Annotated in this window: 20 protein-coding genes; 12 read left to right on the forward strand and 8 right to left on the reverse strand. The window is 71.2% G+C overall.

Going from position 1 to position 21,264, the window contains the following annotated elements:
* Positions 1-70 precede the first annotated feature (70 nt).
* From ACZ7L6_RS10640 to ACZ7L6_RS10660, 5 genes are all read left to right on the forward strand, one after another.
* Positions 71-856: a hypothetical protein gene (locus ACZ7L6_RS10640; protein ID WP_471922056.1), complete on the forward strand. Its 786-nt coding sequence runs from the start codon at positions 71-73 to the stop codon at positions 854-856.
* Positions 853-2,088, forward strand: a complete 1,236-nt coding sequence (locus ACZ7L6_RS10645) for an ATP-binding protein (RefSeq protein ID WP_471922060.1) — start codon at positions 853-855, stop codon at positions 2,086-2,088. The genes ACZ7L6_RS10640 and ACZ7L6_RS10645 overlap by 4 nt, the downstream gene beginning before the upstream one ends.
* Positions 2,089-2,292: 204 nt before the next feature.
* Positions 2,293-2,640, forward strand: coding sequence for an SH3 domain-containing protein (locus ACZ7L6_RS10650; RefSeq protein WP_471922063.1), 348 nt, complete (start codon positions 2,293-2,295; stop codon positions 2,638-2,640).
* A 47-nt stretch (positions 2,641-2,687) separates the two neighbouring features.
* Positions 2,688-4,148, forward strand: coding sequence for an FtsW/RodA/SpoVE family cell cycle protein (locus tag ACZ7L6_RS10655; RefSeq protein ID WP_471922065.1), 1,461 nt, complete (start codon positions 2,688-2,690; stop codon positions 4,146-4,148).
* Complete coding sequence (locus ACZ7L6_RS10660) at positions 4,145-5,620, forward strand: penicillin-binding transpeptidase domain-containing protein (RefSeq protein ID WP_471922068.1); 1,476 nt, start codon at positions 4,145-4,147, stop codon at positions 5,618-5,620. Before ACZ7L6_RS10655 ends, ACZ7L6_RS10660 begins: the two co-directional genes overlap by 4 nt.
* Here the strand turns inward: ACZ7L6_RS10660 and ACZ7L6_RS10665 are convergent.
* Complete coding sequence (locus ACZ7L6_RS10665; protein WP_471922071.1) at positions 5,597-7,564, reverse strand: sensor histidine kinase; 1,968 nt, start codon at positions 7,562-7,564, stop codon at positions 5,597-5,599. The genes ACZ7L6_RS10660 and ACZ7L6_RS10665 overlap by 24 nt on opposite strands.
* Positions 7,565-7,731: 167 nt before the next feature.
* On the opposite strand from ACZ7L6_RS10665, the gene ACZ7L6_RS10670 reads away from it, so the two are divergent.
* Positions 7,732-8,250 (forward strand): DUF3291 domain-containing protein, encoded by a 519-nt coding sequence (locus tag ACZ7L6_RS10670; protein WP_471922073.1) that lies wholly within the window; start codon positions 7,732-7,734, stop codon positions 8,248-8,250.
* 58 nt (positions 8,251-8,308) lie between these two features.
* On the opposite strand, the gene ACZ7L6_RS10675 is transcribed toward ACZ7L6_RS10670, so the two are convergent.
* Complete coding sequence (locus ACZ7L6_RS10675; protein WP_471922075.1) at positions 8,309-9,415, reverse strand: ferritin-like domain-containing protein; 1,107 nt, start codon at positions 9,413-9,415, stop codon at positions 8,309-8,311.
* A 124-nt stretch (positions 9,416-9,539) separates the two neighbouring features.
* Here ACZ7L6_RS10675 and ACZ7L6_RS10680 point away from each other — a divergent pair, with 124 nt between their 5' ends.
* The 4 genes from ACZ7L6_RS10680 to ACZ7L6_RS10695 all read left to right on the forward strand — a co-directional run bounded on the left by ACZ7L6_RS10680 (position 9,540) and on the right by ACZ7L6_RS10695 (position 12,795).
* A complete protein-coding gene (locus ACZ7L6_RS10680; protein ID WP_471922077.1) occupies positions 9,540-10,478 on the forward strand; it encodes an AurF N-oxygenase family protein in 939 nt (312 codons plus the stop codon).
* Between the two features lie 117 nt (positions 10,479-10,595).
* Complete coding sequence (locus ACZ7L6_RS10685) at positions 10,596-11,240, forward strand: TetR/AcrR family transcriptional regulator (protein ID WP_471922080.1); 645 nt, start codon at positions 10,596-10,598, stop codon at positions 11,238-11,240.
* A 10-nt stretch (positions 11,241-11,250) separates the two neighbouring features.
* A complete protein-coding gene (locus ACZ7L6_RS10690) occupies positions 11,251-11,571 on the forward strand; it encodes a hypothetical protein (RefSeq protein ID WP_471922082.1) in 321 nt (106 codons plus the stop codon).
* A 102-nt stretch (positions 11,572-11,673) separates the two neighbouring features.
* On the forward strand, positions 11,674-12,795 hold the full coding sequence (locus tag ACZ7L6_RS10695) for a C40 family peptidase (RefSeq protein ID WP_471922084.1): 1,122 nt from the start codon (positions 11,674-11,676) through the stop codon (positions 12,793-12,795).
* Here ACZ7L6_RS10695 and ACZ7L6_RS10700 read toward each other — a convergent pair.
* The 5 genes from ACZ7L6_RS10700 to ACZ7L6_RS10720 are packed head-to-tail and all read right to left on the reverse strand — an operon-like array spanning position 12,713 to position 18,296.
* Positions 12,713-13,966, reverse strand: a complete 1,254-nt coding sequence (locus tag ACZ7L6_RS10700; protein WP_471922086.1) for a styrene monooxygenase/indole monooxygenase family protein — start codon at positions 13,964-13,966, stop codon at positions 12,713-12,715. The genes ACZ7L6_RS10695 and ACZ7L6_RS10700 overlap by 83 nt on opposite strands.
* 44 nt (positions 13,967-14,010) lie before the next feature.
* Entirely contained in the window at positions 14,011-14,634 is a 624-nt protein-coding gene (locus ACZ7L6_RS10705) for a GTP-binding protein (RefSeq protein WP_471922087.1), read from the reverse strand.
* Positions 14,615-15,043, reverse strand: coding sequence for a DUF742 domain-containing protein (locus ACZ7L6_RS10710; protein WP_471922089.1), 429 nt, complete (start codon positions 15,041-15,043; stop codon positions 14,615-14,617). Before ACZ7L6_RS10710 ends, ACZ7L6_RS10705 begins: the two co-directional genes overlap by 20 nt.
* Positions 15,040-15,543 carry a roadblock/LC7 domain-containing protein gene (locus ACZ7L6_RS10715; RefSeq protein ID WP_471922091.1) on the reverse strand — a complete coding sequence of 168 codons (504 nt, stop codon included), beginning with the start codon at positions 15,541-15,543 and terminating at the stop codon, positions 15,040-15,042. The genes ACZ7L6_RS10710 and ACZ7L6_RS10715 overlap by 4 nt, the downstream gene beginning before the upstream one ends.
* A complete protein-coding gene (locus ACZ7L6_RS10720; protein WP_471922094.1) occupies positions 15,540-18,296 on the reverse strand; it encodes a sensor histidine kinase in 2,757 nt (918 codons plus the stop codon). The genes ACZ7L6_RS10715 and ACZ7L6_RS10720 overlap by 4 nt, the downstream gene beginning before the upstream one ends.
* A gap of 432 nt (positions 18,297-18,728) precedes the next feature.
* Between ACZ7L6_RS10720 and ACZ7L6_RS10725 the strand changes: the two genes are divergently transcribed.
* Positions 18,729-19,517 carry a hypothetical protein gene (locus ACZ7L6_RS10725; protein WP_471922096.1) on the forward strand — a complete coding sequence of 263 codons (789 nt, stop codon included), beginning with the start codon at positions 18,729-18,731 and terminating at the stop codon, positions 19,515-19,517.
* A 57-nt stretch (positions 19,518-19,574) separates the two neighbouring features.
* Here the strand turns inward: ACZ7L6_RS10725 and ACZ7L6_RS10730 are convergent, their stop codons facing one another.
* The gene (locus tag ACZ7L6_RS10730) at positions 19,575-20,087 is read right to left on the reverse strand and encodes a MarR family winged helix-turn-helix transcriptional regulator (RefSeq protein ID WP_471922098.1); all 513 of its coding nucleotides are present in this window, start codon (positions 20,085-20,087) and stop codon (positions 19,575-19,577) included.
* A 239-nt stretch (positions 20,088-20,326) separates the two neighbouring features.
* On the opposite strand from ACZ7L6_RS10730, the gene ACZ7L6_RS10735 reads away from it, so the two are divergent.
* Positions 20,327-21,160, forward strand: coding sequence for a lysozyme (locus ACZ7L6_RS10735; RefSeq protein ID WP_471922100.1), 834 nt, complete (start codon positions 20,327-20,329; stop codon positions 21,158-21,160).
* Positions 21,161-21,264 lie beyond the last annotated feature (104 nt).

A 21,264-nucleotide genomic window follows, 5' to 3' on the forward strand; every position in this document is an offset into this window, starting at 1 on the left:
GGTGCGCAAAAAGGACTTCCGTACGAATAGGGTGTACGGGCCGACAACCGTCCTCAGCCCCAGGAGAACCGTGCCCCGCAGCCGCCCCACGCGCGTCGCCGCGCTCGGTGCCTTCGCCGCACTGCTGCTGGCGGGCGGCACGGCCTGCGGTGACGCCGGGGGGCTCCAGGGCGCGGGTCCGACCGAGACCGCGGTCAGCCCGGACAAGCTCTGGCCGCAGCTGACGCCGGCGTCCAGCCCGGCCTATGTCATCGGCGAGGTGAACCGCGAGGTCGTGAAGGGGGTCGCCGTCCCCGGGGGCGACATACGCGAGGTGGATCCGGTCGCCGTCGTGCACAAGGAGATCGCCGAGTCCCCCGGTGACTACGAGGGCACCAAGGCGCAGTACCGGACGACCGGCCGGCTGATGGCCGAGTGCGCCAAGGGCGCCGGGCGCGGCAGGTGCCCGGTCCTGCAGCCGTACTACCGGGACCTGACCGGCGACGGGCAGCCCGACCTGACCGTGGGCTTCCGGCTGATGCCCGGCAACCAGACCGCGGTGCGCGTCTACACGGTCGAGAAACGCCGACTGGTGCAGGTGATGGAGTGGGACGACGCCATCAGCGGCGTCGAGCTGGCCGGGCGGTCGGTGATCATCCGCTCGCCGTCCGAGGTCGCCGGGTACGAGTACCGGCTGCAGTGGACCTGGGACGCCGACCAGAAGGCGATGCTGCTGACGCACGACGAGATGCTGCGCACCGGCCCGCACAAGAAGACGCCGCACCCGTCGCCGTCGCACCGCTCGCCCTCGCCTTCCGTATCGCCTTCGCGTTCCGCCTCTCCCTCCGGGGGCTCGCCCGCTGCGAGCACCCCATGAGGCTCGCGCTCCCCCGGTGGTCCGGCACGCTCGCCGTGAAGGCCGCCGTCTTCATCACGGTGATGTGCTGTGCGCTCGCCGCGCTGCTCGGCATCCTGGTGCACGTCTCGGTGACGAACCAGACCGTCGGCCAGGCCCGCGACCGCGCCCTGTCCCGCCTGGCCGACGCGACGGCGGCGTTCGAGGCCGGGGACACCGTCGGGCACGGCGTCGCGCTAGATCCGCCCGGTCTGCCCCCGTCGCTGCGGGAGCTTGCGCTGGCCGGGGACCGCGGCACGATGGTCGCCGAGCACTGGGGCCGCCCCACGATGTGGGCGGCGGGACCCGCCGACGACGAGCGGGTCCTCGCCGTCCACATCGACTACTCGCAGCAGGCCCGCACCATCGACGGTCTCGACCGGGCGATCCTGTGGTCGTCGGGGCTGGCGATCGGGGCGACGGTGCTGGTGGGCGCGTTCGCGGTGACGCGGGTGACGCGACGGCTGCACGCCACGGCCCGGGTGGCCCGGCGGATCAGCGGGGGCGACCTGGACGCACGGGTCGACGATCCCCGTACGAAGGATCCGAGCCGGCCGCAGGACGAGGTGGCCGCGGTCGCCGCGGCGCTGGACACCATGGCGGCGTCGCTGCAGGGCAAGCTGCTCGCCGAGCAGCGGTTCACGGCGGACGTGGCGCATGAGCTGCGGACGCCGCTCACGGGGCTGCATGCGGCGGCCGAGCTGCTGCCGCCGGGGCGGCCGACGGAGCTGGTGCGGGACCGGGTGGCCGCGTTGCGCACGCTGACCGAGGATCTGCTGGAGATCTCGCGGCTGGACACCGGGCGTGAACGGGTGGAGTTGGACAGCGAGCCCCTCGCTGCGCTGGCCGAGCGGGTGGTTCGGGCGTCCGGGACCGAGACTCAGGTCGTTGTCGTGCGGGACCTTGTGGTGGAGACGGATCGGCGGCGGCTGGAGCGGGTTCTCGGCAACCTGGTCGCCAATGCGCACAAGCACGGGCGGGGGCCGGTGGTGCTGACCGTGGACGGGCCTGTTGTCACCGTGCGGGATCACGGGGTGGGCTATCCGGAGTATCTCGTCGCGCATGGGCCGCAGCGGTTCCGTACGGAGGGCGGTGCCAAGGGGCACGGTCTCGGTCTGACCATCGCTTTGGGGCAGGCGGAGGTCTTGGGGGCTCGGCTGACATTCGCCAACGCGGTGGACGGGGGCGCGGTGGCTACGTTGACGCTGCGCTAGCGAGGTCCAGAACCAAGAGCCCGGGACTACAGCTTGTTGGCCGGATGCGGGTTGTGGGGGTTGATCGCGCGCGGCGGAGCCGCATATCAGTACAGCCCCGCGCCCCTAGGGCGCTCCTATGGCCCAGCACCGCGCGCGGCTCTCCTCCATTACTCCTAATGTGGCGGTTAGTCAGGTTTGCCCCACTCTGATGGAGGTACCCCCATGACCCTGCGCTCCCGCATCCCCATATCCCTGGCCGCCGGCGCCGTCGCCGTCGCGGCCTTCGCCACGCCCGCTGTCGCCGATGACGAGTTCGGTCAAGGCGGTGGCCATGACCGACAGTTCACAAGGGGGGTCGTCACCGCGAGCACGCTGCTGCTGCGCAGTGCGCCCAACCGGGGCAGTCAGGTGATCCGGACCGCCAGCCGGGGGGAAGTCGTCAGGATCTTCTGCCAGTGGTTCGGTGAGAGCGTCCAGGGCAACAACCGCTGGTACCTCCTCGCGGACGGCACCTGGGCCTGGGGGTCGGCCCGGTTCATCGAGACGAAGCGGCCACCGCGCTTGTGCTGAGATGTAAGCAATGCGCACAAGACGGGCTATTTGGGTAAGTTCCGGACATGACCAAGGCCGGAACCACCCTGGTGGCAGCGGACACGCCCGCTCCCGTCGTACGTCTCCCCCGGCGCCGTGGCATCGAACTGGCCCTCATCGTCGTGGCCGTAATGCTCTCCGTGTACGGCTACTGCGCGGTCGGCATCGCCCGGCAGGGGACCGTCCCGCCCGGCGCCGCCGGCTACGGCGCCGGGCTCGGCGTGCTCGCGTTGGTCGCGCATCTGGCGGTGCGGGTGCGCGCCCCCTGCGCTGACCCGCTGCTGCTGCCGATCGGCGTGCTGCTCAACGGCCTCGGCCTGGTCCTGATCTACCGGCTCGACCTGGAGACGCCGGACGACCTGGCGGCGCCCACCCAACTCGTGTGGTCCACGCTGGGGGTGGGCCTGTTCATCGTGGTCGTGCTGCTGCTGCGCGACCACCGCGTGCTCCAGCGCTACGCCTACGTGTGTGTCGTCGCCGCTCTGGTGCTGCTCACCCTGCCGATCTTCTTCCCGTCCGTGAACGGCGCCCGCATCTGGATCCGGATCGCCGGATTCTCCATCCAGCCCGGCGAGTTCGCGAAGGTGCTGCTCGCGGTGTTCTTCGCGGCGTATCTGGCCGCCAACCGCAGTGCGCTGGCGTACACGGGCCGTCGGGTCTTCGGACTGTCCCGGCTGCAACTGCCCACCGGGCGCGTGCTCGGGCCGATCGTCGCCATCTGGCTGCTGAGCGTGGGGGTGCTGGTCCTCGAACGGGACCTGGGGACCTCGCTGTTGTTCTTCGGGCTGTTCGTGGTGCTGCTGTATGTCGCCACGGGCCGCACCGGGTGGATCGCGGTCGGCCTGCTGCTCGCGGCGGTCGGTGCGGTGGCCGTCGGGCAGTTGGAGCCGCATGTGCACAGCAGGGTCGAGGACTGGCTGCATCCGTTCGCGTCGATCGAGGCGGGCCAGGGCCCCAACCAGCTGTCCCAGTCGCTGTTCGCCTTCGCGGCGGGCGGCATGCTCGGCACGGGACTGGGCGTCGGCCACTCGATCATGATCGGCTTCGCGGCCAAGTCGGACTTCATCCTGGCGACCGCCGGGGAGGAGCTGGGCCTCGCGGGGCTGTCGGCGATCTTCCTCCTCTACGGTCTGCTGGTGGAGCGCGGCTTCCGGGCGGGGCTCGCGTTGCGCGACCCCTTCGGACGGCTGCTCGCGGTGGGGCTCGCCTCGATCGTGGCGCTGCAGGTGTTCGTGATCGCGGGCGGGGTGACGGGCCTGATCCCGCTGACCGGCATGGCGATGCCGTTCCTGGCGCAGGGCGGCTCGTCCGTGGTCACCAACTGGGCGATCGTGGCGCTGCTGATCCGGCTGAGCGACCGGGCGCGGAGCCGGTTCGGCATCCCCAAGGACGTTCCCGGTGACCTGCCCGAGGACGGGGAGGCCGCCAGGGACGGGGAGCCCGCCGTGGTGACGGGACACGACGACCGTGCGGAGGCCGCCCGATGACCCGGCACATCCGGCACGCCGCCTTCTTCTGCGCCCTGCTGCTGGTCGCGCTGCTCGTGAACGCCACCCGCATCCAGGTCTTCCAGGCCCGGACCTACGACGACAACATCGCCAACCGCCGCACCACCATCGCCCGTTACGGGCAGCCGCGCGGCGACATCCTGGTCGGCGGCGAACCGGTGACCGGATCCCGGGACACCGGCGAGCACCTGCGCTACGAGCGGACGTACACCAACGGCCCGATGTACGCCCCCGTCACCGGCTTCGCCTCGCAGACGTACGGCACGACCTTCCTGGAGCACGCCGAGGACGCCATCCTGTCGGGCACCGATCCGCTGCTGTCGCCGTTCCCGGTGTGGAACGGCTCGGCCCGCGACCGGCACCCCGGCGGCGATGTCGTCACCACCCTGCACCGGGGTGCGCAGGAGGCGGCGTTCGAAGGGCTGGCCGGCCGCAAGGGCGCGGTCGCGGCCGTGGAGCCGTCGACCGGGCGGATCCTGGCCCTGGTGTCCGCCCCGTCGTACGACCCGTCCGTGCTGTCCGGGAACGGCTCGTCGGTGCCCCGGTCCTGGGAGTCGCTGAACCGCGATCCGGACAAGCCGATGCTCAACCGCGCGGTGCGCAAGACGTATCCGCCGGGGTCGACCTTCAAGGTGGTGACCGCGGCGGCGGCGCTGGACGCGGGCGTGGTCGAGGACTTGGACGAGCCGACCCGCTCCCCGGATCCGTACCGCCTGCCAGGGACCAGGACCAAGCTGACGAACCCGTCCGAGGGCTGCAAGGACGTTCCACTGCGCAAGGCGTTCGAGTGGTCGTGCAACACGGTGTTCGCCCGGCTGGGGGTGCGGGTGGGGGCGGAGCGGATGGCGGCGACGGCGAAGGCCTTCGGGTTCAACGACCCGGATCTGAGGATCCCGTTCTCGGTCGCCGAGAGCACCTTCGACTCGAAGGTGGACCGCGCGCAGCTCGCCCTGTCGTCGATCGGGCAGTACAACACGCGGGCAACCCCGCTGCAGATGGCGATGGTGGCGGCGGCGGTGGCCAACGGCGGGCAGGTGCGGTCGCCGTATCTGGTGGAGCGCACGATGCGGGCGGGCGGTTCCACGGTGGCGACGGCCGGGTCGCGTCCGATGCGGCAGGCGATGCGCCCATCGACGAGCGTTCGCCTGAAGGAGCTCATGGTGGACGTGGTGCGGGAGGGCACCGGTACGAACGCCTGGATCCCGGGCGCGACGGTGGGCGGCAAGACCGGCACGGCCCAGCACGGCCTGGGCAACTCCGGGACGCCATACGCCTGGTTCGTCTCCTGGGCGCGGGGCGACCACGACCTGGAGCCCAAGGTCGCGGTCGCGGTGGTGGTGGAGGACGCGGACGCCGACCGGGGGGAGATCAGCGGGGGCGGGGACGCGGCGCCGATCGCCCGGGCGGTGATGGAGTCGGTGCTGAAGTCACCCTCGGGCGACGGCCGTTGACGTCGGCTCCTGGATCAGGGCGGCCGGCAGGGCGACGTACGCGGTGACGCCCGTGCCCTGGGTGGGCCGGAGTTCGACGTGGGCGCCGAGGCGGGCGGCGAGGGCGCCGACGACGTGGTGGCCGAGGAACCGGGTGGGGGCGGTGTGCAGGGAGTCGCCCCTGCCGGACAGGACCGCGTTGGACTCGGCCAGGCGCTGCGGGGTCATGCCGATCCCCCGGTCCACGACGGCCAGGCAGTACTCGGTGCCGTCCCGCCAGCCGTAGATCTCCACGGGCTGCTTGGGCGGGCTGAACATCAGCGCGTTCTCCACCAACTCGGCCAGGAGATGGGACAGTTCGGCGACACAGTGGCCGCGGACGCCGCACTGCTGGATGTCCACCGCGGCCACCCGCCGGTACTGCTCGACCTCCGACACGGCCGACCGCACCACGTCGGCGACGGCGACCGTGCCCTTCCAGGACCGGGCCGGCGACTCCTCACCGGCGAGCACGAGGAGCGACTCGGCGTTGCGGCGCATCCGCGTGGCCAGGTGGTCGAGTTCGAAGAGCTCGGCGAGGGCGTCCGGGTCGAGCTCCTGGCTCTCCAGGGTGGTGATCAGGCCGAGCTGCCGGTTGAGCAGGCTCTGGTTGCGGCGGCCGAGGCTGGCCAGGGACTCGGTGCTGGTGCGGCGCAGGACGGCCTGCTGGGCGGCGAGGCCCACGGCGGTGTCCTCGACGTTGCGCAGGGCGGCGGCCAGGCGGCTGATCTCCCGTGCGCCGCCGGGGAGTTGCGGCCGCTCAGCCTCGTCGGAGAACGGTTTGTCCGGGTCGGCCTGCTGGATCCGCCGGACGGCCTCGGGCAGCCGGGTCCCGGCGACGGCGTCCGCCTCGTCGGCGAGGGCGCCGAGCGGCCGGGTGATGGAGCGGGCCGAGAAGACGGCGAGCGCGACGGCCACACCGAGGATCAGCACCCCGAGGGCGAGGAAGCCGCCGAGCTGCCGGGTGGCGGCCGAACCGGCGTCGGCGGCGCGCGCCCGGACGTCGTCCCCGACGGCCCGCTGCACCGCGTGCAGATCGTCGACGAGGGTCGTCATGTCGGCCCACCAGCGGGCCGGGGCCACGGCGAGCGCGGACCCGTCGGCACCCCGCTCGGCCCGCGCCTCGTACCCGGCGACCCGGCGCGCGGCGCCCGTACCGAACGCGTCGTCCAGTGCGGCCTCCTCGCCCGCACCGGCGAGCTGCCGGAACTGCCCCAGAGCGGCCACCCGGGTCGCCCGGACCTCCGTGAAGTCGAGGTACTCCCCGGACCGGAACCGCCCGGCCGCGAACACCCCGTTCAGCGAACCCCGTTCGAGCGCGACGGCCTCCGTCGCCCGGGCGAGCGCCTGGAGCGCCTGCACACCCTGGGCGATTCGCCGGTCGCCGTCGGGGGCACCGGCCGACTCGGCGTCGACGAGGGCGGTGACGGCCTTGGTGTACGTCCGCAGGGTGGCGGCACGGTCGGCGGTACCGGCGTCGACGTCCTCACGCGTCGCGGTGAGGGCGGCGAGGGGGCCGTCGGCGGCCCGCAGGGCGAAGACCGCGGCACCGGGCAGCGCACCGCCCTCCTCGTCGAGCGCGGTACTCAGCGCCTCTCGCGCCGCGTCGGTACGGCCGCGCTGCGCGACCACGTCGTCGCGATACTCCTTCTCGCCGCCCAGCAGCCCATTGGTCAGCCCGCGTTCGCGCTGCACCTCCCGGACCAGCTCCTGTGCCCGCAACAGCACCCCGACATGCGCCTCGGTCCCCCGGGCGGCGGACCAGTCGGCGGCCCGGTCGGCGACGCCGAGCCCGATGAGGGCGAGCAGCAGGCAGGTCGGAACGGCCAGCACGATGGCCATACGGCCACGGATGGAGTGCCAGCCGGGAAGCGCGGCAGGGCGGCGGACGGTCGAGCGGAGGGTGGTCAGTACATTCCCCGTCATGCCCCACGACGCTACGGGCGGGCCGGTCAGGGCACGGTTTCCCCTACGTAAGACAGCCGTGGACAGGTACTCACGACGTCGCCGTCCCCCCTGTGAAAGGGGACATGTGCCCACGTACTGAGACGGCCCCTGGGCCTGCCGCCCGCGCCCGACCTATCGTTCGGGCCATGACGTCATCGACCGCACCGGAAGCCGCCTACGAACTCGCCCAGGTCAACATCGCCCGCCTCAAGGCCCCTCTGGACTCCCCGCAGTTGAAGGACTTCGTCGACAACCTCGACCCGGTGAACGCCGACGCCGAGGCCGCGGACGGTTACGTCTGGCGGCTGCAGGACGACTCCGGCGACGCCACGGAGATCTCCGTCTTCGGCGACTCCTGGCTGATCATCAACCTGACGATGTGGCGTGACACGAACGCCCTGACCGCCTTCATGTACCAGGGCCGGCACCGCGAGATGCTGGCCCGCCGGCGCGAGTGGTTCGAACGGGTGCAGGAAGCGATGACGGCCCTGTGGTGGGTCCCGGCGGGCCACCGCCCGACGGTCGCGGAGGCCGAGTCCCGCCTCCTCCACCTCCGCACCAACGGCCCGACCCCGTACGCCTTCACCCTGCGCACGTCGTTCCCGCCACAGGGGGCGGAGCCCGTGCTGGGCGAGGTGCCGGACGGGCTGGGCTGCTCGGTCTAGGAGGACCGGGCCGGCGGTAACCGGGGCTCCGGGCAGGACTCGGAGCCCCGTCGGCCGGTCAGCTCTCCGCCCCCGCCTCGATGGCGTCCGCGACCTCCGCGACCCGTTCGCGCTCCTCCACGGCGAACCGCTCGGCGTCGAGCTGCTCGGCGATCTCCTCGTCCTGCGCCATCAGCAGGTCCAGATTCGAGTCGCCCATCTCGAACACGCCCATGTCGACATAGGCCTGCTGAAGGCGCTTGCCCCACAACCCGATGTCCTTGACGCAGGGGACTATGCGGGAGAACAGCAGCCGGCGGAACAGGGCGAGGAACTCGGACTGCTCGCTGTACTCCTCGGCCTCGGCGGTCGGGATGCCGAAGTTCTCCAGCACCTCCACGCCCCGAAGCCGGTCGCGCATCAGACAGCAGCCCTCGATGACGAACTCCTCCCGCTCGCGGAGCTCGGCGTCGGTGAGCTGCTTGTAGTAGTCCCGCAGCGCCATCCGCCCGAAGGCCACGTGCCGGGCCTCGTCCTGCATGACGTACGCCAGGATCTGCTTCGGCAGGGGCTTGTCGGTCGTGTCCCTGATCATGCCGAAGGCCGCCAGCGCCAGGCCCTCGATCAGGACCTGCATGCCGAGATACGGCATGTCCCACCGGCTGTCCCGCAGCGTGTCGCCCAGCAGCGACTGGAGGTTGTCGTTGATCGGGTACAGCATCCCGACCTTCTCGTGCAGGAAGCGGCCGTAGATCTCCGCGTGCCGGGCCTCGTCCATGACCTGGGTCGCCGAGTAGAACTTCGCGTCGAGGTCGGGGACGGACTCGACGATCCGCGCGGCGCAGACCATCGCGCCCTGCTCGCCGTGCAGGAACTGGCTGAACTGCCAGGAGGCGTAGTGCTGCCGCAGCTCGCCCTTGTCGTCGTCGGTGAGCTTGGCCCAGTACCTGGTGCCGTACAGGGACATGGACTCGTCGGGGGTGCCGAGGGGGTCGTACGGATCGACCTCCAGCTCCCAGTCGATGCGCTTCTGGCCGTCCCACTGCTTGTCCTTGCCCTTCTGGTACAGGGCCAGCAGCCGGTCGCGGCCGTCGTCGTACTCCCAGCCGAAACGTGCCGCGCCGGTCGCCGGCACCTGCCAGAGGGGGTCTCCCGGATCTGTGGCGTACAGGTCGAAAGTCGGCATGTTCCGCAGGCTCACACGTAGTAGACGCGCGGTCAACAAGTCTTGCGCGAGGGATTGACGACCTTGCTGACAAGCAGTCTCATAAGACCGGACGACGTACCCCCGGTAACGAGGTGAAGGACCGATGACGACCCTGACGGAAGCCGACGCGCTGGACGGCCTGCGCGACGCACTCGGCCTGCTCAAGGACCGCGAACAGGTGGCCGAACGCCTCCTCGCCTCCTCCGCCAAGCACTCCTTCGACCCCGACAAGGAACTGGACTGGGACGCGCCCTTCGAGGACGGCAAGTGGTTCTGGCCGCCGGAACTGGTCTCGCTCTACGACACCCCGCTGTGGAAGCGGATGAGCGAGGAACAGCGGATCCTCCTCTCCCAGCACGAGGCCGCGGCGCTCGCCTCGCTCGGGATCTGGTTCGAGATCATCCTCATGCAGCTGCTGGTCCGGCACATCTACGACAAGGCGGCGACGAGCGCCCACGTCCGCTACGCGCTCACCGAGATCGAGGACGAGTGCCGGCACTCCAAGATGTTCGCGCGCCTGATCTCGCATGGCGGGACGCCCTGGTACCCCGTCAGCCGCGTCCACCAGAACCTGGGCCGCCTGTTCAAGACGATCTCCACCACCCCCGGTTCCTTCACGGCGACCCTGCTCGGTGAGGAGGTCCTCGACTGGATGCAGCGGCTGACGTTCCCGGACGAGCGGGTGCAGCCCCTGATCCGGGGCGTCACGCGCATCCACGTCGTGGAGGAGGCCCGCCATGTCCGCTACGCCCGTGAGGAGCTGCGCCGCCAGATGGTGACGGCGCCGAAGTGGTCGCAGGAGTTCACGCGGGTCACCTCCGGTGAGTTCGCGCGGGTGTTCTCCGTGGCCTTCGTGAATCCCGAGGTCTACACGAACGTGGGGCTGGACAAGCGGGAGGCCATGGCGCAGGTGAAGGCGAGCGGGCATCGGCGGGAGGTCATGCAGACGGGGGCGAAGAAGCTGACGGACTTCCTGGACGACATCGGGGTGCTGCGGGGGGTGGGACGGCGGTTGTGGAGGTCGTCGGGACTGCTGGCGTGAGCCGGACGGCGGACGGCGCTGCAGCGCCCTGAGGGGCGCGGGGAACTGCGCGACCAGCCACGACGGACCCGCAGCCGCCAGATCCCCGCACCCCCCACGGCGACTAGGCTTCATCCCATGTCCGCCGCCCCCGCGTACCGCCGCCTCAGCGTCGAGGAACGCCGCATCCAGCTCCTCGACGCCGCGCTCACCCTCTTCGCGCACCGCGCCCCCGAGGACGTCTCCCTGGACGACGTGGCGGAGGCGGCCGGGGTGTCACGGCCCCTGGTGTACCGGTACTTCCCGGGCGGCAAGCAGCAGCTGTACGAGGCTGCCCTGAGGTCCGCCGCCGAAGAACTCCAGCAGTGCTTCGACGAGCCCCGCGAGGGCCCCCTCCTCGCCCGCCTCTCCCGTGCCCTCGACCGCTACCTCGCCTTCGTGGACGAGCACGACGCGGGTTTCAGCGCCCTGCTCCAGGGCGGCAGCGTCGTGGAGACCTCCCGCACGACCGCCATCGTCGACGGAGTGCGCCGCGCCGCGGCCGAACACATCCTCAGCCACCTGGAGGTCACCGATCCCGGCCTCCGCCTGCGCATGACCGTACGGATGTGGATCACCGCGGTGGAGGCGGCCTCCCTGATCTGGCTCGACGAGGACAAGCAGCCCCCCGTACAGGAACTGCGGGACTGGCTGGTCGACCAGTTCATCGCCGTCCTCTCGGTCACGGCCTCCCGGGATCCACAGACCGCCGCGCTGGCCGAGAAGCTCGCGGCGGATGGCTGACACTGGTCCCGTGAAGAGCGAAGACACCCCCTTCGAGGGCGGCCCCATGGACGGCCGCGTGCTCCCGGTGCTCCTGGGCATCACGGGCCATCCGCCCAAGACGTACCGCATCCCCGTCCCCGACCCGCACGGCGGCCCGCCCACGGTCCTCGTCTACCGCCGCGTCCCCCGGACGCAGGGCGCCCCCGCGGGCCTCACGGGCCTCACCCAGCGCTGGAAATACGCCTACGACCCCGAAGGCAGGCACAGCCGCCGTCTGAACTGGCCGTGGTCCAAGCCGGACAAGCCGGACGCCACGCCGCAGGGCAAGCCGGACGACACCGACGGGTGACCCCGTTACGCCGACCCGCGCACACCTGCCGCGCGAACCCGGCGCGCCCGCCTGATGCTCGCGGTGCGGAGCAGAGAGCCTCTCCGTACCGGAGGTGATGACGTGTCAGGAAGGCTATGGCGTTTGGCGTGTACGGCAGCGACGACGGCCTGCACGCTCCTCGCACCGACACCCGCAACGGCGGCCCCCGAACCGCAGGAGCCACAAGAGCGATCCACGGCCGCGCTTCTGACGGATCTTCAGCGTCTGTACCGCGAGACCGAGCAGGCCACGGAGACCTACAACGCCACCGAGGAGAAGCTGCGCAGACAGCGCGCCGAGGTGACCCGCCTCGACGCCGCTCTGGCCCGCGCCCGCCTCTCCCTGCACGACAGCCGCGGCGCGGCCGGCCGGCTGGCCCGCCAGCAGTACCAGAACACCACCGACGTCTCCCCGTACGTCCGCCTGCTCCTGGCCCGCGACCCCCAGCGCGCCCTGGAGCAGGGTCACGTCATCTCCCGGCTGTCCCGCGAGCGCGCCGAAACGGTCGGCCGCCTGACCGGCACCGAACGGAAGGCCGACGAGCTGGCCCGCAAGGCCCGCAGGGCCCTGGACCACCAACTCGCCCTCGCTGAACGGCAGAAGAAGGACCGGGACACCGTACACAAGCGCCTGAAGAAGGTGGAGGAGCTGCTGGCCTCGCTCACCGCCGAACAGCTCACGGCCCTGGCCGAGTTCGAGAAGAAGGACACCAGGAAAGCCCAACGGGCCTTCATGGCGTCCGGCGCCCTCGCCAAGGAGGACCACAAGCCGTCCCCCGAGGCCCGCCGGGCCATGCGCTACGCCAAGCGGCAGCTGGGCAAGCCGTACCAGTGGGGCGCTGAGGGCCCCAGGACGTACGACTGCTCAGGCCTGACGTCGAAGGCCTGGGCCCACGCCGGCGCCCGCATCCCCCGCACGAGCCAGGAGCAGTGGGCGCAGCTCGACCGCATCCCGCTGACCGAACTGCGCCCCGGCGACCTGGTCGTCTACTTCCCGGACGCCACCCACGTGGCCATGTACCTCGGCAAGGGCAAGGTGATCCAGGCGCCGCGCACCGGGGAGAAGATCAAGATCTCCCCGATCGCGTCGAACCCGGTCCTGGGCGCCGTACGCCCGGAGGTCAGGAACCGGAAACCTCAGCGAGGTAAGCCGCGGTCTTCTCCGGCTCATAGAAGTAGTTCTCGAAATCGGCCGGGTCGTTGAACCCGTTGGCGAACCGGTCGGCGACGGGCGGCAGCTGGCCGGCCGCGCCGATGAGGTTCAGGATGTGCTCCGGCGGCGGCGCCAGCATGGCGTTCGTCCACTTGGTGACGTGCTGTGCCGTGGCCCAGTACCGGTCGAAGGTGGCGCGCATCCACGCCTCGTCGAACTCCTTGTCCCCGTGCTCGAGGATCGAGGCGAGGTAGGCGGCGGCGCACTTGGACGCGGAGTTGGAGCCCTGCCCGGTGATCGGGTCGTTCGCCACGACGACGTCCGCCACACCCAGCACGAGCCCGCCGCCCGGGAGCCGGCCGATGGGGTTGCGCACCGTCGGCGCGTACCGCCCGCTCAGCACACCGCCGGCGTCCGTGAGCTCCACCTTGGTCGCCCGCGCGTGCTCCCACGGCGTGTACTTCTCCATGAGGCCCAGGGTCAGGGAGAGGTGCTCGGCCGGGTCCTTCACGCCGTCGAAGACGTCGAGCGGGCCGCCGGGTATGCCCTCCCAGAACAGGATGTCCGCCCGTCCGGAGGTCGTCAGACACGGCATGATGAACAGCTCGCCGACGCCCGGGACGAGGTTGCAGCGGACGGCCTCCATGTCCGGGTGCTCCGGGCGCGGGCCCAGTCCGTGGACGTACGACACGGCCAGGGCGCGCTGCGGTTCGCTGTACGGCGACCGCTCCGGGTCCCGCCCGAACATCTGGACCAGCTCGCCCTTGCCTGCCGACACCAGCACCAGGTCGTACGTACGGGAGAAGTAGTCGAGGTCGCCGACGGCCGCGCCGTGGATGACCAGCTGTCCGCCGCGCTGTGCGAACGTCTCCATCCACCCGGCCATCTTCACGCGCTGGTCCACCGACTGCGCGTACCCGCCGAGGTGCCCCACCCAGTCGATGGCGCGGGCCGCGGGGCCCTCGCCCCACGAACCGGGGGCCGCCACGGAGACGCCGAGCCCCTCGATCTTCGGGGCCTGGGACTCCCAGAAGTTCAGCTGGAGATCGCGCTCGTGCTGCAGTGCCGTGTGGAACATGCACTGCGTGGACATGACCCGGCCGGAGCGGATCTCGTCCGCCGTCCGGTTGGACATCAGGGTGACCTCGTACCCGTGCGACTGGAGTCCGAGGGCGAGCTGGAGTCCGGACTGGCCGGCTCCGACGACGAGTATCTTCCGCATGCGGGTGGTGTCTCCTACAGGGATCGGGGACTGCTCGGGGACGACTACTCCGGGGTGACGTCCAGCGCGTGTCCGACCAGGGACAACAGGGTCTCGATGACCGAGATCCGGCGGCGCGCGTCCATGATCATGACAGGTATGTGTGCGGGAACGGTGAGGGCCTCGCGCACGTCCTCCGCCTCGAACAGCTCACTGCCGTCGAAGTGGTTGACCGCGACGACGTACGGCAGCCCGGAGCTCTCGAAGTAGTCCAGCACCGGGAAGCAGTCCTTCAGCCGGCGGGTGTCGGCCAGGACGACGGCCCCGATCGCGCCCCGGACGATGTCGTCCCACATGAACCAGAACCGCTGCTGGCCCGGTGTGCCGAACAGGTAGAGCACCAGGTCGTCGTCGAGCGTGATGCGGCCGAAGTCCATGGCCACGGTCGTGGTCAGCTTGCCCGGCGTCGAGGTGAGGTCGTCGGTCTCCTCGCTCGCCTCGGTCATCAACGCCTCGGTCTGCAGGGGCGTGATCTCCGAGACGGCGGTGACCAGCGTGGTCTTGCCGACGCCGAAGCCGCCGGCCACGACTATCTTGGTGGCGATGGGGGCTCGGGTGCGGTCCGTCTGCCAGGACTTCAGATCCTCATCAGTGGCTTCACCGATGTTCTCAAAGACGACGGAGTCCACTCAGCACCCTTTCCAGCAGAGCGCGGTCCGGCCGGCCCGTGCCGTGGCCGGTTCCGGTGCCGTACACACGGATCTTTCCCTGGTCCGCGAGGTCGCTGAGGAGCACGCGGACCACGCCGAGCGGCATCTTCAGCAGCGCGGCGATCTCGGCCACCGTGCGCATACGGCGGCACAGTTCGACGATGGCCCGCATCTCCGGCATGACCCGGGTGGTGAGGGAACCATTCGTCAGTTCCTTGCGCTCCTCGGGCGCCTCCAGCGCGGCGGTGCTGCCGACGAACGTTTCGACGAGCAGGACGTGGCCGAAGCGGGTGCGCCCGCCGGTGAGCGAGTAGGGGCGCACGCGGGCGGGCTTGCGGTCGCCGCCGCGGACGGGGAGTTGGGACCTGCTGCTCGGGGCGTTGCTCATCGGGTACTCCCTGCCGACGCGGTCTCGAGGGATTTCCGTAGCTCGCTGCGGAGTTCGGGAGTGAGGACGTGGCCGGCGCGGCCGACGAAGAGCGCCATGTGGTAGGCCACCACGCTCATGTCGCAGTCCGCGGAGCCGTGCACGCCGAGCAGGGAGCCGTCGCTGATGGACATCACGAACAGGCTGCCCTCGTCCATCGCGATCATCGTGTGCTTCACGCCGCCGAACTCCATCAGCTTCGCCGCGCCGATGGTGAGGCTGCCGATGCCGGAGACGATGGTGGCGAGGTCGGCGGAGGAGCCGCGGGGGCCGGTGGGCCTGTCGTTCCTGGCCTCCCGGGCTTGGGCGTTTCGGGCGTGGTCCGAGGAGAGCAGGAGCAGGCCGTCGGAGGAGACCACTGCGACCGACTGGATGCCCGGCACCTCCTCGACCAGATTCGTCAGCAACCAGTGCAGGTTGCGGGCTTCACTGCTCAGTCCGAAGGTACTGGGCGCGGTCAACTGCTTGCCTCCTCGACTGTGCCCCCCGTGGCTGCTTCGGATTCACTGCTGGATGTGCTGGGTGTCTCGTTCTGGCTGGTCTGTTCGGCGATCTCCGCCTGTACGTCGCGGTAGCCGGCCTCGGCTCCCCGGCGGAAGCCGCCGAGCCTTCTGCGGAGGGCTTCGGCGTCGACGCCCCCGGTCCGCTGTCGCGGGGCCTGGGCGGGTGCGGTGATCTTCGGGGTGCGCTTCGGCAGGCCCTTGTCGGTCACCCGCTCCTCGGGCTCCTCCCCCTCGTCCCGAGCACGCTCGTGCGTGTCCGGGCCGATCGCATAGGGGTCGGCCGCCGGCGCCTCCTCCGTCGCCCGCGCCTCCTCGGTCACCGTCTCCTGGGAGGGTGCCGCGGACTGCTCCGGGATCAGGAGCTCCATGGTGGTCTCGGCAGGAGTCTCCGGTTCCGGTACGTCCTTGCCGGCTACGTCCTTCTCGGCGTCGCCCGTCTCCCGTACGGCCTTCTCCGCCAGCGCGACCAGCGGGTCCCCGCCCTTGGAGCGGCCGCGCAGGACGTTGGAGTTGGCCTCCGCGTCGGCGCCGGGGAGGGAGAAGCTGTGGGTGCCGGTGTGGTGGGGCGCCTGGGACGGGACCGCGGCCGGAAGGGCCGCGGCGAGGAGGCCCTTGGGCAGGACCGCGACCGCCGCGACGCCGCCCTGCTTCTGCTCGCGGAGCTGGACGCGGATGCCGTGCCGGTGGGCGAGGCGGGCGACGACGTACAGGCCGAGGCCCAGGCCGTCCTCGCCCTCCTGGTCGTAGGAGGCCTCGGGGTCGAAGTCGGCGAGGCGGGAGTTGAGGCGGGTCAGGCGGTTGCCCGTCATCCCGATGCCCTCGTCCTGGACCGAGAGCATGACCTCGCCGTTCTCCAGCAGCCAGCCGGAGATCTCGACGGGCAGGTCGGGCGGGGAGAACGACGTCGCGTTCTCCATCAGCTCGGCCAGGAGGTGGGAGAGGTCGTCGGCCGCGAAGCCCGCCACGTGCGCGTGCGGCGGGAGGGCGGCGATGCGGACGCGCTCGTACCGCTCGATCTCGCTCACCGCGGCACGGACCACGTCGATGAGCGGTACCGGCCCGGCGTGCTGCTGGACGTGCTCGGTGCCGGCCAGGACGAGGAGGTTCTCGCTGTGCCGGCGCATGACCGTGGCGAAGTGGTCGAGCTTGAAGAGCGTGGCGAGCCGGTCCGGGTCCTGCTCGCGCTCCTCCAGGCCCTCGATGACGGCGAGCTGGCGCTCGACGAGGCCGAGGGTGCGCAGCGCGAGGTTCACGAAGGTGGACCCGATGGTGTCCCGCAGGCGCTCCATCTGGGCGGCGGAGGCGGCGAGTTCGGCACGCAGCTCCTCGCGGGCGTCGGCCATCTTCTGGCGCTGGCCGACGAGGTGCTTGCGGTCGGACTCCAGGGTGGTGATGCGCTCGTGGAGGGCGACGGCGTGTGCGTGCAGGGCGTTGACGGAGTCGATGACCTGGGCGAACTCGTCCTTGCGGCCGGTGAACTTGACGGGCTCTTCCGCTGCCGGGTCCTCGGCCTTCGCGAGCCGGGCGGAGCCGAGGCGGAGGACGGCGAGGGGGCGGGTGAGGCTGCGGGCCATGCCCGTGGCGACCCCGACCGCGAGCAGCATGAGGGCGCCGAGGATCGCGATGCGGATCTCCAGCGCGGTGACGTCGTCGTCGCGGAGCTGTTCGAGGTCCTTGGTGCGGCGGTCGTAGAGGGCGGACTCGACGCCGCGCATGGCGTCGACGCGGGCCGACAGGGCGCCCTCGGCACGCTGCGTGTTGGTGGCGAGGTCACGGTCGGAGAGCGTGGCCTGGTCGGTGAGGGCGGTGAGATAGCGCTCGGCCGTCTCGACCTCGGGACCGGTGACCGTGGAGTCGTACGAGGTGCGCGCGCTCTTCGGGGCCGTGTCGCGGAAGTCGGCGAGGGCCGCGTCGGAGCGCAGCCGGGCCTGCTGGGCGGCGGCGCTGAGGGCGGCGCGCTGCTTGGCGTCGGCGTCCGAGGAGGTCTTCTGCGTGGTCGGGAGGCCGGTGACCGGGTCGATGACGGTCTCGGTGGTGGTCGGCACGCTGAGGGCGGCGAGCAGCAGCCCACGGGCGGCGGCGGCCTGCTGTACGGCGGAGTCCAGCTCGGCCAGCGCATGGGCGCCGGCACCGGCGCGCGGCGGCATCTGCTCGGCCAGCCGCTCGGCGAGCCGGTGGAGTTCGGTGATGGCGGCCGAGTAGGCGCCGTGCGCTTCCAGCGCGCTGCTCTTGCCGGTGAGCGCGGCCCGGCGCACGGCCGCGATGCCGTCGAGGTCGTCGTGCAGCGAGGCGGGGGCGTCGGTGTCGGCGCGCAGCTCCTCGACCTGCCGGTCGACCCGGGCGCTGCGCTGCTCGCTGGGCGCCTTGGACTTGGGGCGGCCGGCGGCGATGTACGAGGTGACCTCGTCGCGCTCGTCGGCGAGGGAGTGGGCGAGGGTGAGCGCGTCCTCGGTCTGCTCGGCGAGGGTCACCAGGTTCTGGGAGTCGTGCAGTTGCCCGGAGGCGGTGACGACCGAGGGGACGCCGGCCCCGGCGATGGCGGCGGCCACGACGGCCACGGCGACGATCAGGCGGTTCCGTACGTGCGTCGGGCGCCCCTTGCCGGCGGGTGTGACGTCGGTGGTGGTGCCGGGAGTGGGCTGGGTGCCCCCTGCGGAGGCCGTCTGCTTGCCTGAGCGACGAGGCCGCATCTTCTGCACCGGTGCTCGCATTCCTGACTCGTGATACCCATGGGTCCGGATGACGCTTCGTCAACTACCGCCGACCGTATGTACACCCCTCCCCCAAGCTCGCGCCCGCGAGCGGAGCTCGCTGATGGATGCAGCGCTCGAGCAGAGGGTGCCCTCACCGGTTCCCGACCCTCCCAGTGCCGGTGGGCAACGGCCGCGCATCACCTGACCCGCCACCCGAAGGAGTGAACCCCGGAGGGGAGTTGGCGGGCAAGTTCCTCTGGCGCGTCCATGCACCTTGCGCGGCGGGCCGGTTGGACGTCGGCGGCAGGCGATGGCAGTATTCGCCGCCACGCCTTGCCGGAGCCAGCCATTCCACCCCAAATCAGGCGTCTGACCTGCGCGACTGCACCCATTCGGCAACCGATGGAGCCCCTTTGCGAACCTTGTGAAGGCCTCGTGCAGACTGGCCGGATGCGAACTGAGCTTGTTTCGGAGCCCGGCGATCCGGTCCGCCCCAACGAGGACTTCGCGAGTGTCGCTCTTCCCGCCTCGGGACAGGGCGGCGCGCTGGTGGTCCTGGACGGAGTGACCCCGCCGAGGGGTGAGACGGGCTGTCTGCATTCCGTGCCCTGGTTCACCGCACGACTCGGCGGAGCCCTGACCGAACTGACCGTTTCACTCCCTGATGTTCCCCTCACCGACGCGTTGGCCCGCGCCATCGCACGTACCGCTGAGGCCCATGGCGAAACCTGTGACCTTTCTCACCCACGCACCCCACAGGCAACAGTGGCTGTGGCGCGGTGGTCGGCGGAGACCGTGGAGTACCTGGTCCTGTCGGACTCGGCGCTGCTGGTGGAGTCGGCGGACGGCACGATCACGCCCTGCCTGGACGACCGCCTCGCGCGCCTGCCGCGGGCGTCCCTGGCCACGGACGCGCTGATCGACGCGCACATCCGCAACAAGGAGGGCGGCTTCTTCACGGCCGCCGCGGATCCGTCGGTGGCGGCGCGGGCGATCACGGGGGTGCTGGCGCGGGGTGACGTGCGGACGCTGGTCGGGCTGACGGACGGGGCGACGCGATGGGTGGAGAAGTTCCGGGAGGGGGACTGGGGGGACTGCTTCACGTTCGTACGGAAGGAGGGGGCGCGGGCGCTGGTGGATCGCGTGCGCGCGCTGGAACTGGCCGACGCCGAGGAGCGGACGTATCTGGGGCGGAGCAAGACGCACGACGACGCGACGGTCGTGTACGCGCAGCTGTGAGCCGCCGTGTACGCGGCGCCGTGAGCCGCCGGCAGGAGACTGAACGGCCCGGCAGGCCTACTTCTCCATCCCCCGGTTCAGCTGGTTCAGCAGCCGCGCCAGCTCCGCGACCTCATGCCGGTCCCAGTGGGACAGCTGCTCGACGTACCGGGCCCGCCGCGCCTCGCGCACCTTCTCGACCCGGCCCCGCCCCTCCTCCGTGAGGTGCACCAGCCAGGCCCGCCCGTCCGCGGGGTCCGGCTCCCTGGCGACCAGGCCGAGGTCCTCCAGTGCGCGCAGCTGGCGCGACATCGTGGCCTTGCCTACGCCGATGTAGGCCGCGAGCTCCGTGGCCCGCTGGCGCCCGGATTCACCCAGCCGTACCAACAGGCCGTACGCCGCCGACTCCAGGTCCGGATGGACCGCGCGCGCCATCTCGCCCTGCTTGGCCCGGGCACGCCGGAACAGCACCGTCAACTCGCGCTCCAGGTCGAGGAATTCAGGCTGGTCCATACCGCCACCGGACGCGGCCCCAGAGGGGGCGCCCCCGGATTCGACTCGCCGCCCGTCGCCGCTTCCCTCTTCGTGCACGTCAGCCCCTGCCTCGCGTTTCCCGTTCCTGAAAGTTTCCGCCGACCGCCGTCATCGCCGCTGCTCCGCCAGTATTTCGCAGGCTCAGACCAAAGGCAGCCTCCGGACCCCCCTCCACCTGCGCTTCTCCCTGCCTGGCTTCTCTACCTGAGGCTTGACTGGCATGCGCACGCCACAGCCGCCACCCCCCGTGCCCCGCGTTTCCCCACCGAGCACCACCGAGCCTTCGGAGGCACGCTATGCCCGTGCACAGACCCGAACCGCTCCGCCCCCGGCGCCCGCATCTCACCGGGCTCCTGCTCGCCGCCGTCCTCGCCCTCACTCTGGCCACACAGCCCTCCCCCGCATCCGCCGACGACGACATCCCGGTCCGCGGCTCCGCCCACATGGGCATGGGCGTCGCGGCCCACGACGGCGTGCACGGCCTCCCCTCCGGCCTCCTGGCCGCCCAGACGGAAGGCGTGGACGTCTCCAGCCATCAGGGCGATGTCGCCTGGTCGACCCTCTGGACCAGCGGGGTCAAGTGGGCCTACACGAAGGCCACCGAGGGGACGTACTACACGAACCCGTACTTCACCCAGCAGTACAACGGCTCCTACAAGGTCGGCATGATCCGCGGCGCCTACCACTTCGCCACCCCGGACACCACCAATGGAGCAACCCAGGCCAACTATTTCGTCGACCACGGCGGCGGCTGGTCCGGCGACGGCAAGACCCTCCCCGGCGTCCTCGACATCGAGTGGAACCCGTACGGCGACGACTGCTACGGCAAGACCCCGAGCGCGATGGTCACCTGGATCCGCGACTTCCTGAACCGGTACAAGGCCCGCACCAGCCGCGACGCCGTCATCTACACGGCCACCAGCTGGTGGAAGCAGTGCACCGGCAACTACAGCGGCTTCGCCTCCGCCAACCCGCTGTGGATCGCCAGGTACGCCTCCACGGTGGGGGAACTGCCGGCGGGCTGGAGCTACTACACGATGTGGCAGTACACGTCCTCGGGACCGACGGTCGGTGACCACAACAAGTTCAACGGGGCGCTGGACCGAGTGCAGGCGTTGGCGAACGGCTGACCTGCGGCAGGACAGGCCTGACGGACGGCCGTCAAGGCCTGCCGCACGGTGAAGGCCCGGGCCTCCCTCACGAAAACCCGGGCCTTGCCTGTCCGGTCCCCGCG

This window comes from Streptomyces sp. NPDC107522, assembly GCF_055657525.1.